Raw genomic sequence first — 11,938 nt, forward strand, 5'->3', positions numbered from 1 at the left:
CCGGGGACGCGGTACCCGCGCCGTAACTCCCGGCGCGCCTGGTGCCGCGCAGGGTCAGGCCTTGCCTGAGGCCCCGTCGCCGCCGCCACGGTGATCGACGCCGTCGACCTGGACGCGATTGCGTCCGGCCTGCTTGGCGCCGTACATCGCCGCATCGGCCCGGCGCAGGGGGTCCTCGACGCCCGCGTCGTCCTCGCGCAAGTCGGTCACGCCGATGCTGACCGTGTACGTGATCGACGCGCCGCCGTCGACGGCCACCGGCGCGTCGGCGATGCGCGCGCGCAGCCGCTCGGCGAAGCGGCGCGCGCCGGCGAGGTCGGTGTGGGCCAGGCCGATCACGAACTCCTCGCCGCCGAAGCGCCCGGGCAGGTCCACGTCCCGCGAGGACGCCTTCAACACGCCCGCCAGCGCGCGGATGACGGCATCGCCGGCGGCATGGCCGTGCCGGTCGTTGACCTGCTTGAAGTGGTCGATGTCCAGCATCAGCAGCGCCGCCGGCGTGCGGTAGCGCCGCACCGTGCGCAGCAGGGCGCGCAGGCCCTCCTCCGTCGCCATGCGGTTGGCCAGGCCGGTCAGGCCGTCGGTGCGCGAGCGCTGCTCCAGCTCCGCGTTGACGCGGGCCAGTTGCGCCACCAGCGCCTCGGTCGAGCGCAGCCAGCGCGACAACGACTGGTAGCCGAACTGCGCCACGAACAGCACAATCAACGTGAAGACCCAGAAGAACACCCACGCGGTGCTGAGCATCGCCCGCGACGCCTCTTCCAGCGCCGCCCAGTCGTGGCCGCCGAGGGCGGACCGCAGCCGCTGCGACCCCAGCCCCAGGCTGACCAGCCCGAAGCCCTGCACCGCCAGCACGATGGCCAGCAGCAGGCCCAGGCCCATGGCGCGGCGCCCGCTGGGCGGCGGCGTGAAGAGCGCCGGCCTCCGGGCGATCCAGCGTGACAGCCGCGGCCACGTCAGCGCCATCAGCGGGCCGCCGACCATCACGGTCTGCAGGAAGGCCCCCAGCCACCAGCCCTGCCAGATTGGCAACTGGTCCCGGGCGGACAGGTCCCGGCTGAAGGTCCAGATCAGCGCGCCGGCCGAGCTGAACACGGCGGCGACGAAGCTCAGCGGAATGAAGAACAGCCAGGCACGCAGGCTGCGCAGGCCGCGCGCGGCGCCGACGGCGCGATATCCCAGCGCCATCACCCCCAGGCCGAGCGGGTTGGCGCAGGCGAAGACCGCCGCCCAAGCGGGCGACATGCCGGCGTCCAGCGCGAGCGCCAGCGTGGCGAGCCAGGCCGGGATCGCCCCCCAGCGCCATCCGAAGCTGAGCGCCCACCACAGGCACAGCGGCAGCGGTGGATAGAAGGTCAGGTAGGCGGCGGCGCCGCCCAGGTCCACCGGGATCCCGGACCAGCCTCGATGCACCACCTCCAGGCCCAGCAACACGCAGACGACCAGCGTCAGCGCCCAACCGCCCAGGATCCAGCGCCGCTCCGACGGCAGGCCGTCACGCCACAGCGCCCGCGCCGACAGGCTGCCCGGGGTCTCGGGCACCAGGTCGCCGGGGCGCTGGAGCGGGTTCATTCAAGTCACGGGCCGGGGCCGCGCGCCGAAGATGGCCGAACCGACGCGCACCAGGGTGGCGCCTTCCAGGATGGCGGCGTCCATGTCCGCGCTCATGCCCATGCTGAGCGTGTCCAGCGCCAGGCCGTCGCGATTCAGCGCGGCCAGCAGCGTCGCCAGCGCGCGATGCGGGACGCGCTGCCCGTCCAGCGTCGCGGCCGGCTCCGGGATGGCCATCAGGCCGCGCAGGCGCAGACCGGGCAGCGCCGCCACGGCGCGGGCGACGTCGGCCACCTCGGCCGGCGCCAGGCCGCTCTTGGTCGCCTCGCCGCTGATGTTGACCTGCAGGCAGACCTGCAGCGGCGGCAGATGCGGGGGGCGCTGATCGGAGAGACGCTGCGCGATCTTGAGGCGATCGACGGTGTGCACCCAATCGAAACGCTCGGCCACGACGCGGGTCTTGTTGCTCTGCAGCGGGCCGATCAGGTGCCACTCGGTCCGGTCGCGCAGGTCGGCCAGCGCGGCCATCTTGTCGACGCCCTCCTGCACGTAGTTCTCGCCGAAGCGGCGCTCGCCAGCGTCGAAGGCTTGTCGCACATCGTCCGCGCCGAAAGTCTTTGTTACCACCAGCAGCGTGACGCTGTGCACGGGCCGCGACGCCTGCAGGCAAGCCCTCTGAATGCGGCCATGCAGCTGTTGTATGTTCTCGGAGATCGTCGCCATAATCGCCCAGGCTATTCCTCATCCCATGGACATCACTCAACTGCTGGCATTCTCGGTCAAGAACAAGGCCTCCGACCTTCACTTGTCCGCCGGGCTGCCGCCCATGATCCGCGTCCATGGCGACGTGCGCCGCATCAACGTCGAGCCGCTCGAGCACCGCCAGGTGCACGACATGGTCTACGACATCATGAGCGACGCGCAGCGCAAGTCGTACGAGGAAGTCCTGGAGGTCGACTTCTCGTTCGAGATCCAGGGCCTGGCGCGCTTCCGCGTCAACGCGTTCAACCACAACCGCGGCGCCGGCGCGGTGTTCCGGACCATTCCCAGCAAGATCCTGACGCTGGAGCAGTTGAACTGCCCGAAGATCTTCACCGACCTGGCGATGAGGCCACGCGGCATGGTGCTGGTGACGGGCCCCACGGGCTCGGGCAAGAGCACGACGCTGGCCGCGATGGTCAACCACCTCAACGAGAACGAGTACGGCCACATCCTCACCGTCGAGGACCCGATCGAGTTCGTCCACGAGTCCAAGAAGTGCCTGGTCAACCAGCGCGAGGTCGGCCCGCAGACGATGAGCTTCGCCAACGCGTTGCGCTCGGCGCTGCGCGAGGACCCGGACTGCATCCTGGTCGGCGAGATGCGCGACCTGGAAACCATCCGCCTGGCGCTGACCGCGGCGGAGACGGGCCACCTGGTCTTCGGCACGCTGCACACCTCCTCGGCCGCCAAGACGGTGGACCGGATCGTCGACGTGTTCCCTGCGGCGGAGAAGGACATGGTGCGCGCGATGCTGTCGGAATCGCTGCAGGCGGTGATCTCGCAGACCCTGTGCAAGACCAAGGACGGCACCGGCCGGGTGGCGGCGCACGAGATCATGCTCGGCACCTCCGCGATCCGCAACCTGATCCGCGAGAACAAGGTCGCGCAGATGTATTCGTCGATCCAGACCGGCAACAACCTCGGCATGCAGACGCTGGACCAGAACCTGACCGACCTGGTCCGCCGCAGCATCATCACGCCGGCCGAGGCGCGCGCCAAGGCCAAGTTCCCCGAGAACTTCCCCGGCTGAGCGGCACGTCGGCCCGCGGGCCGGCCGCCACCCGCCGGCAGTCACGAGAACCAGACCGGGCCCGCATCGGCGCACCGGCACCCGACAGGACAGGACCCCGCTCATGGAACGCGACCAGGCCACCAAGTTCATCAACGACCTGCTGCGCCTGATGGTGTCGCGCAAGGGGTCCGACCTCTTCCTGACGGCGGAGTTCCCGCCCGCGATCAAGGTCGACGGCAAGGTCACGAAGGTGTCGCCGCAGCCGCTGACCGGGCAGCACACGCTGCAGTTGGCGCGGGCGATCATGAACGACAAGCAGGCGGCCGACTTCGAGCGCGCGAAGGAGTGCAACTTCGCCATCTCCCCGCAGGGCATCGGCCGCTTCCGCGTCAACGCCTACATCCAGCAGGGCCACGTGGCGCTGGTGCTGCGGACGATCCCGGCGACGCTGCCGACGATCGAATCGCTGGACCTGCCGCCCATCCTCAAGGACGTGGTGCAGACCAAGCGCGGCCTGGTGATCCTGGTGGGCGCCACCGGCTCGGGCAAGAGCACGTCGCTGGCCGCGATGATCGATCACCGCAACGAGACCACCTACGGTCACATCATCACGATCGAGGACCCGGTCGAGTTCGTCCATCCGCACAAGAACTGCATCGTCAGCCAGCGCGAGGTCGGCCTGGACACGGAAGGCTGGGAGCAGGCGCTGAAGAACACGCTGCGCCAGGCGCCGGACGTGATCCTGATGGGCGAGATCCGCGATCGCGAGACGATGGAGCACGCCGTCGCGTTCGCCGAGACCGGCCACCTGTGCATGGCCACGCTGCACGCCAACAGCGCCAACCAGGCGCTGGACCGGATCATCAACTTCTTCCCCGAGGAGCGGCGCGCGCAGCTGCTGATGGACCTGTCGCTGAACCTGAAGTCCATCGTGTCGCAGCGGCTGCTGCCGCGCCAGGAGGGCAAGGGCCGGGTCGCCGCGGTGGAGATCCTGCTGAACACGCCGCTGGTCTCGGACCTGATCTTCAAGGGCGAGGTCGGCGAGATCAAGGAGATCATGAAACGCTCGCGCGAGCTCGGCATGCAGACCTTCGACCAGGCGCTGTTCGACCTCTACGAGATGGGCCGCGTGACCTACGAGGACGCGCTCCGCAACGCGGACTCGGTCAACGACCTGCGGCTGCAGATCAAGCTCAACAGCGAGCGGGCGCGCAGCGGCGACCTGTCCTCGGGCACGGAGCACCTGACGATCATGTGAGCGCGCTCAGGGGGCTCGTTCAGGCGAGTCCGCGCACGGGCCACAATCGCCGGGTCTTCATCCACCCCCGACAGGTCCTTCCATGAGCAGCATCGGCCAGCGTTCCTACGAATCGACTCCTTCCCTTCGCGTCGCCTTCCTGGGTCTGGGCGTGATGGGCTTCCCGATGGCGGGCCACCTGGCCAAGGCCGGGCAACGGGTCACCGTCTACAACCGGACCGCCGCCAAGGCGCAGGCCTGGGCGGCCGAGTTCGGCGGCCAGGGCGCCACGACGCCGCGCGAGGCGGCGAAGGACGCGGACATCGTCTTCGCCTGCGTCGGCAATGACGCCGACCTGCGCTCGGTGGTGCTGGGCGAGCAAGGCGCGTTCGCCGGCATGAAGCCGGGCGCGGTCTTCGTCGACCACACGACGGCCTCGGCCGAGGTCGCGCGCGAGCTGCACGCGCAGGCGAAACAGCTGGGCCTGAACTTCGTCGACGCACCGGTCTCGGGCGGCCAGGCGGGCGCGGTCAACGGGGCGCTGACGGTGATGTGCGGCGGCGACGAGGCCGCCTTCGACACCATCCGCCCGATCGCGATGCACTTCGCCAAGGCGGTGACCCGTGTCGGCGAGGCCGGCGCCGGTCAGCTCGCGAAGATGGTCAACCAGATCTGCATCGCGGGACTGGTGCAGGGCCTGTCCGAGGCGATCGCCTTCGGCCAGAAGAGCGGCCTGCCGATGCCGCTGGTGCTGGACGTCATCGGCAAGGGCGCGGCGCAGAGCTGGCAGCTGGACAACCGCGGCAAAACCATGGTCGAGGACAAGTTCGACTTCGGCTTCGCGGTGGACTGGATGCGCAAGGACCTCGGCCTGGTGCTGGACGAAGCCCGCCGCAACGGCGCGCGCGTGCCGGTGACGGCGCTGGTCGACCAGTTCTACGCGGATGTGCAGGCCGAGGGCGGCGGCAGGTTCGACACGTCGAGCTTGATCAAGCGGCTGCGTTGAAGCCTCAATGACAAAGGGACCGCCGCGGCGGTCCCCTGTTCATGGCGCAGGTCGGCGTTACTCGCTGGCCTTGGGCTTCGCCTGCTGCTGCGCCTGCCCCATCGCCGCGAGCTCCGCCTCGCTGATGATCTCCATCGCGCGGACGACCTTCTGCACGCCGCGCACGCCGCGGGCGATCTCGGTGGCGCGGTTGGCTTCGCGTTCGGTGACCCGGCCCATGATGTAGACGTTGCCGCGCTCGACGACGACGTAGAACGCGTTGGAGATCAGATCCTTCGCGTCGACCAGGCTGGCCTTGACCTTCGCGGCGATCGCCACGTCGTTGGCGCGGCTGGACAGCGAGCTCAGCATGCCGACGCCCACTTCGTTGAGCACGCTGGAGACGTTGTCCACGCCCTGAGCGATGCGATCGACCGCGGCGCGGTCCTCGTCGTTGCGGGTCTCGCCGGTCAGCAGCACCATGCGGTTGTAGCTGTTGACGCTGATGTGCACGCGGTCGCCCAGTTGCTCGCGGATGCGGTTGGACGTCTTGAGCTCGATGCCCTGGTCCTCCAGCTGCGTGCCCGAGGTGCGGCGATCGGTCGCCACCAGCGCGCCACCCACCGCCGCGCCGCCGACGATCAATGGCACGCAGGCGGTTTGCAGAAAGCCGGCGCCCAGCGCGGCGGCCAGGATCAGGCAACGGGTCTTGGTCATCATCGTGTCGTCCTCGGGGAACTCGTCAGCACGGCGCTCGGCGGCACGGGCCGCTCGAACGCGTCTTGGCTGAACAGGGAAAGATCATTCAGCGGCGCCCAGCAGTTGCACGTCGATCGCGTCGCTCAGGCAATGCGAGAGCAAACGGTGTGCCTCCGCGACGCGCGCGAAGCGGCTGTGCGGCACGCGCAGTTGCACGTCGGTGTCGAGCAGCGTGGCGCGCCAGTCGTCGTCCTGCGCGCCGCTGAGCACGATCACGCTCATCTCCTGGCCGTGCGCCACCTGCAGCAGCGCGCCCGCGGCACCGCTGGCCTGGGCCTCGAACAGCAGCAGCAGGTCGCCGGGATGACCGAAGGTCTGGATCTGGCGCATCAGGGCCGAGGCCGGATCGGCGTAACCCTGCGCCTGCGCGTCCAGCGCCATCGCGGCCAGGCCGGGGCGTTCCTGCTCGAAGCGACCCGACAGCAGCGAGGCCATGTAGGTCGCGTCCGCCGCGGAGATGCCCAGTCCGGCCGTCAGCACGCGGCCGCCGGCCGTCAGCGCGTCCACCATCATCTGCGCCGCGACCGCCAGCGGCCGCGACAGGTTCTCGGCGACCTGATAGAGCAGATCGGCGCTTTCGAAGAATTGTTGTTGTATGCGTTGTTCCAACATGACCGCGGATGATAAGGGCTCGGACATGTGCCGCCGACATGCGCCGGCGCGCGGCGCCTCGTGGCGTCACGCCCAGCGCCCCTCGTCCTCCGGCACGTCGAACGCGCCCTTCAACCATTCGATCCGATCGCCGTCGATGGCGATGACGTCGAAGCGGCAGGTCGGCACCTCCATCAAGGTGCGCACATAACAACCCGCCGCGAAGATCACGCGACGCCGCTTGGCCAGGGTCACGCTGGCCGCCGCGCCGCCGTGCGCGTCGCTGTCCCGCGCGCGCACCTCGATGAACAGCAGGGTGCCGTCGCGATCGCGGTCGCGCATGATCAGGTCGACCTCGCCGCCGCGCGCGTGCGGGCCCCGGGCGACACGATAATTGCGCGCCACCAGCCGCAGCCCCTGGCGCTTCAGATAGTCGAGCGCGCGCTGCTCGGCCGCGTCGCCGCGCGCCTTGGTGGTGCCCGTGGTTTCCGTGGAGAGCTTCTTGAACATTTCGACGTCCCCGTCCGCATCGATGGTCGCGGCCGCCACCGCCGCCGCCGGCCATCAGCAATATCCGGCCGGCACGCTCTACATGGTGGCGACGCCGATCGGCAATCTGGCCGACCTCAGCCTGCGCGCCATCCACGTGCTGGGCCTCGTCGATGCCGTGGCCTGCGAGGACACCCGCGTCAGCGCTCAGTTGCTGCGCTGGCTGGGTTTGCACAGGCCGTTGGTGGCGCTGCACCAGCACAACGAGCAGCAGGCCGCCGAGGCCCTGGTCGCGCGACTGCTCCAGGGCGAACGGATCGCCTACGTCAGCGACGCCGGCACGCCGGCCATCTCCGATCCCGGTGCGGTGCTGGTCGCCGCCGCGGCCAGGGCGGGCGTGCGGGTCGTGCCGCTGCCCGGCGCCAGCAGCGCGGCCGCCGCGCTCAGCGTGGCCGGCGACGCGCGCGCGCTGGGGTTCCGCTTCGTGGGCTTTCTGCCGACCAAGGCGGCGGAGCGACGCGCGGCGTTGCAGGCGCTCACCGGCGCGCCCTACAGCCAGGTGCTGTTCGAGGCGCCTCATCGCATCGTCGATCTGATCGCGCTGCTGGCGGACGTCGCGCCGACGCAGACGCTCACGGTCTGCCGCGAGGTGACCAAGCAGTTCGAGACCATCCACACCGCGCCCTGCGCGAGCCTGCCCGCCTGGATGGCCCAGGACAAGCAACGGGAACGCGGCGAGTTCGTGCTGGTGTTGCATGCGGCCGAGTCCTTGTCGGATGACACCGGATTGCCGGATGAAGCGCTGCGCACGCTGCGTGTGCTGACGCGTGACCTGCCGCTGAAGCAGGCGGCCGCGCTGGCCGCGGAGCTCACCGGCGAGTCGCGCAAGCTGCTGTACCAGCAGGCGCTGGAATGGAAGCAGGCGCAGTCCGTCGACGACGACGGGACGCGCGGCGACGAGGATGGCGAGGACGGCAACGACGCCGGGCAAGGCGGCGCCGCCCCCTGATCCTCTCCACAAGCGCCGAACGCCCCGCAGGGCGTTCGGTCTCGGGAGGCGCCGCTCAGCCGGCGGTCGGCGCGACGCGCTTGTTGTGCTTGGCGCGATGGATGTCGCGGCTGGCGACGTCCTGCTCGCGGGTCAGCTTGCGGCGCTCCTTGGCGGTGACCTTGCCGTCGGCCTTGGCCTTCGCTTCGGTGTTGTCGATGCGGGCCTGCTCCTTCTCCAGGTGCTGCGTTTCCTTGGCGGTCAGTTGACCGGAGGCGGCCCCCTCCGCGATGCGGTGCTGCTGGTTGACCTCGCGCTGGTCGATGCGCGGCGTGGCCGTCGGGGACGGTGCCGGCGTCGGAGCCGCCGTCTGGGCGAAGGCGGATGCGGCCATCAGGCTGGAAATCAGGGCGATCGACAGGGACAGGCGTTTCATCAGGATCTCCTCGGGGGGGTGACGCGGCAATCGCGCCGCTGAGGGTGACAACGAGCGTCGTCGCCGACACGCGGACGGGGTTCCCGTAAAGATCGGTGAAGCGATTGCATCCGTTGGTCACCATCCCCCGCGCAGGGTCGCGAGGCGCTGCCTACAATCGACCGCATGATTTCGCGCGAACCCACCCTGGCCCGTCTGGTCACCGCCCGTGCCCAGTTGCTCGAACCCTTCGGCCTGACCGATGCCTCGCTCGCCCAGGCGTTGCGCCTGATCACCGAGCACCGTGTCGACGACGCCGACCTTTACTTCCAGACCACCCGCGCGGAGGGCTGGAGCCTGGAGGAAGGCATCGTCAAGAGCGGCAGCTTCTCGATCGACCAGGGCGTGGGCGTGCGCGCCGTCGCCGGCGAGAAGACGGCGTTCGCCTACTCCGACGACATCTCCGAGGCCGCGCTGCTCGATGCCGCCCGCACCGTGCGCGCGATCGCGACGGCGGGACAGAGCAAGCGCGTCAAGGTGCCGTCCGCGCCGGTCGTCGCGGCCAGCCGCGCGCTGTATGGCGAGGCCGACCCGATCGCCAGCCTGGACAGCGCGCAGAAGGTGGCGCTGCTGGAACGCACCGAGCGCCTGGCCCGCGCCAAGGATCCGCGCGTCGTGCAGGTGATGGCCGGCCTGGCCGCCGAGCATGAGGTCGTGCTGATCGCCCGCGCCGACGGCACGCTGGCCGCCGACGTGCGTCCGCTGGTGCGCTTGTCGGTGACCGTCATCGCGGAGAGCAACGGCCGCCGCGAGGTCGGCTCCGGCGGCGGCGGCGGCCGCTTCGGCCTGGCCTATTTCACCGACGAGATGATCGCGTCCTACGTCGAGCAGGCCGTCAGCGCCGCGCTGACCAACCTGGAATCGCGCCCGGCCCCGGCCGGCGAGATGACCGTCGTGCTCGGCCCGGGCTGGCCCGGCGTGCTGCTGCACGAGGCGGTCGGCCACGGCCTGGAAGGCGACTTCAACCGCAAGGGCTCCAGCACCTTCTCCGGCCGCATCGGCGAGCGCGTCGCCGCCAAGGGCGTGACGGTCCTGGACGACGGCACCATCCCCGATCGCCGCGGCTCGCTGAACGTCGACGACGAAGGCTGCGCCTCGCAGCGCAACGTCCTGATCGAGGACGGCATCCTCAAGGGCTACATCCAGGACGCGATGAACGCGCGGCTCATGAAGGTCGCACCGACCGGCAACGGCCGCCGCGAGAGCTACGCCCACGTCCCGATGCCGCGCATGACCAACACCTACATGCTGGGCGGCGACAAGGATCCGAAGGAAATCATCGCCAGCATCGACAAGGGCCTGTACGCGACCAACTTCGGCGGCGGGCAGGTGGATATCACATCCGGCAAGTTCGTCTTCTCGGCCAGCGAAGCGTACTGGGTCGAGAACGGCAAGATCCAGTACCCGGTCAAGGGCGCCACGATCATCGGCAACGGCCCGGACGCGCTGACCCGCGTCAGCATGATCGGCAACGACATGCAGCTGGACACCGGCGTCGGCGTCTGCGGCAAGGAGGGCCAGAGCGTGCCGGTGGGCGTCGGCCAGCCGACGCTGCGCATCGACGGCCTGACCGTCGGCGGCACCGCCTGACCCCGCGCGGCGCGAAGGATCGACGGCCTCATGCGGTGCATCGCGACCCCAACGTCGTGCGGCGGTCACACCGCCGCGCTTGACGCGGCGCAGCAAGCGCGTGCACCATTGGTCCCTATGCGTTCTGTCGGCAAGTTTTATTTTGCGTACTTTTGGTTCTCGCACCGCCCCGGCGGAGGAGAGGCGAACGCATAAGCAAACGCAGCGCGCCAAGAATCCTCAAGAAACCGCCGGGCCTCCAAGCCCGGCGGTTTTTTTTCGCCCGGGCCCCTGCCCCGGCAAGTGGGGAGGCGGTCCTCGAGTCCTGAAGCGCCGCACCTCACACCCAACCTGAAAGCGTCACCCATGAATGCCAAGTCGACCAGCTCGTATCCCGCTTCCCCGCAGGCGGAGCGCTGGTATTCGCCGCAGGACAAGACCAGCCAGACCGACGACGAACGCATCCTGGACATCACGCCCTTGCCGCCTCCCGAACACCTCATCCGCTTCTTCCCGATCCGTGGCACGGCCATGGAGCAGCTTGTCGTCGGCACGCGCCAGCGCATCCGCGACATCATGCAGCGCCGCGACGACCGGCTGCTGGTGATCATCGGGCCGTGTTCCATCCATGACCCGGCCGCGGCCCTCGAGTACGCGCGCCAGCTGACGGCGCAGCGCGAGAAGTACGCCGGCACGCTGGAGATCGTCATGCGCGTCTACTTCGAGAAGCCGCGCACGACGGTGGGCTGGAAGGGCCTGATCAACGACCCCTACCTGGACGAGAGCTACCGCATCGACGAGGGCCTGCGCATCGCGCGGCAGCTGCTGCTGGAGATCAACCGGCTGGGCATGCCGGCGGGATCGGAGTTCCTGGACGTGATCTCGCCGCAGTACATCGGCGACCTGATCTCGTGGGGCGCGATCGGCGCGCGCACGACGGAGAGCCAGGTGCACCGCGAGCTGGCCTCGGGCCTGTCGGCGCCGATCGGCTTCAAGAACGGCACCGACGGCAACATCAAGATCGCCACCGACGCCATCCAGGCGGCGGCACGCCCGCACCATTTCCTGTCGGTCCACAAGAACGGCCAGGTGGCCATCGTCGAGACCAAGGGCAACCGGGATTGCCACGTGATCCTGCGCGGCGGCAAGACGCCGAACTACGACGCCCAGAGCGTTGCCCTGGCCTGCGCCGACCTGGCGGCGTCCAAGCTCGACACGCGGCTGATGGTCGACTGCTCGCACGCCAACAGCAGCAAGAAACACGAGCGCCAGCTGGACGTCGCGCGCGACATCGCCGATCAGATCCGCGCGGGCGGCACCGGCATCTTCGGCGTGATGGTCGAGAGCCACCTGAAGGGCGGCGCGCAGAAGTTCAGCCCCGGCAAGGACGACCCGTCGCAGCTGGAGTACGGCAAGAGCATCACCGATGCCTGCCTGGACTGGGACGCGTCGCTGGCCGTGCTCGACGTGCTGAGCGAGGCTGTGAAGGCGGCGCGGCTGGAAACGGTGGAGCGCTGACC

General features: G+C 69.6%; 12 protein-coding genes. 6 read left to right on the plus strand and 6 right to left on the minus strand.

The window, feature by feature from the left end; translation table 11 throughout:
* Positions 1-54: 54 nt before the first annotated feature.
* Together CDN99_RS12780 and CDN99_RS12785 are read right to left on the minus strand one after the other, a co-directional pair.
* Positions 55-1,572, minus strand: coding sequence for a GGDEF domain-containing protein (locus tag CDN99_RS12780; protein ID WP_088385263.1), 1,518 nt, complete (start codon positions 1,570-1,572; stop codon positions 55-57).
* Positions 1,573-2,274 (minus strand): YggS family pyridoxal phosphate-dependent enzyme, encoded by a 702-nt coding sequence (locus CDN99_RS12785; RefSeq protein WP_088385264.1) that lies wholly within the window; start codon positions 2,272-2,274, stop codon positions 1,573-1,575.
* A 25-nt stretch (positions 2,275-2,299) separates the two neighbouring features.
* On the opposite strand from CDN99_RS12785, the gene CDN99_RS12790 reads away from it, so the two are divergent.
* The 3 genes from CDN99_RS12790 to CDN99_RS12800 all read left to right on the plus strand — a co-directional run bounded on the left by CDN99_RS12790 (position 2,300) and on the right by CDN99_RS12800 (position 5,568).
* The gene (locus tag CDN99_RS12790) at positions 2,300-3,343 is read left to right on the plus strand and encodes a type IV pilus twitching motility protein PilT (protein WP_088385265.1); all 1,044 of its coding nucleotides are present in this window, start codon (positions 2,300-2,302) and stop codon (positions 3,341-3,343) included.
* Positions 3,344-3,446: 103 nt separating this feature from the next.
* Positions 3,447-4,583: a PilT/PilU family type 4a pilus ATPase gene (locus tag CDN99_RS12795; protein ID WP_088385266.1), complete on the plus strand. Its 1,137-nt coding sequence runs from the start codon at positions 3,447-3,449 to the stop codon at positions 4,581-4,583.
* A gap of 82 nt (positions 4,584-4,665) precedes the next feature.
* On the plus strand, positions 4,666-5,568 hold the full coding sequence (locus CDN99_RS12800) for an NAD(P)-dependent oxidoreductase (RefSeq protein ID WP_088385267.1): 903 nt from the start codon (positions 4,666-4,668) through the stop codon (positions 5,566-5,568).
* A 57-nt stretch (positions 5,569-5,625) separates the two neighbouring features.
* On the opposite strand, the gene CDN99_RS12805 is transcribed toward CDN99_RS12800, so the two are convergent.
* The 3 genes from CDN99_RS12805 to CDN99_RS12815 form a co-directional block, all read right to left on the minus strand.
* The gene (locus tag CDN99_RS12805) at positions 5,626-6,267 is read right to left on the minus strand and encodes a BON domain-containing protein (RefSeq protein ID WP_375134440.1); all 642 of its coding nucleotides are present in this window, start codon (positions 6,265-6,267) and stop codon (positions 5,626-5,628) included.
* Between the two features lie 81 nt (positions 6,268-6,348).
* Positions 6,349-6,918, minus strand: coding sequence for an SIS domain-containing protein (locus CDN99_RS12810; RefSeq protein ID WP_088385268.1), 570 nt, complete (start codon positions 6,916-6,918; stop codon positions 6,349-6,351).
* Positions 6,919-6,984: 66 nt separating this feature from the next.
* On the minus strand, positions 6,985-7,407 hold the full coding sequence (locus CDN99_RS12815) for a YraN family protein (protein ID WP_088385269.1): 423 nt from the start codon (positions 7,405-7,407) through the stop codon (positions 6,985-6,987).
* On the opposite strand from CDN99_RS12815, the gene rsmI reads away from it, so the two are divergent.
* A complete protein-coding gene (rsmI, locus tag CDN99_RS12820) occupies positions 7,406-8,395 on the plus strand; it encodes a 16S rRNA (cytidine(1402)-2'-O)-methyltransferase (RefSeq protein WP_375134444.1) in 990 nt (329 codons plus the stop codon). The two genes, CDN99_RS12815 and rsmI, sit on opposite strands and share 2 nt — an antisense overlap.
* A 55-nt stretch (positions 8,396-8,450) precedes the next feature.
* Here rsmI and CDN99_RS12825 read toward each other — a convergent pair whose 3' ends face one another.
* Positions 8,451-8,810, minus strand: a complete 360-nt coding sequence (locus CDN99_RS12825; RefSeq protein WP_202820264.1) for a hypothetical protein — start codon at positions 8,808-8,810, stop codon at positions 8,451-8,453.
* A 165-nt stretch (positions 8,811-8,975) separates the two neighbouring features.
* On the opposite strand from CDN99_RS12825, the gene tldD reads away from it, so the two are divergent.
* The gene (gene tldD / locus CDN99_RS12830; RefSeq protein ID WP_088385271.1) at positions 8,976-10,439 is read left to right on the plus strand and encodes a metalloprotease TldD; all 1,464 of its coding nucleotides are present in this window, start codon (positions 8,976-8,978) and stop codon (positions 10,437-10,439) included.
* A gap of 345 nt (positions 10,440-10,784) precedes the next feature.
* The gene (locus CDN99_RS12835) at positions 10,785-11,936 is read left to right on the plus strand and encodes a 3-deoxy-7-phosphoheptulonate synthase (protein ID WP_088385272.1); all 1,152 of its coding nucleotides are present in this window, start codon (positions 10,785-10,787) and stop codon (positions 11,934-11,936) included.
* Positions 11,937-11,938: the final 2 nt, after the last annotated feature.

Source organism: Roseateles aquatilis, from assembly GCF_002205645.1.
GTDB classification, from domain to species: Bacteria; Pseudomonadota; Gammaproteobacteria; order Burkholderiales; family Burkholderiaceae_C; genus Roseateles; species Roseateles aquatilis.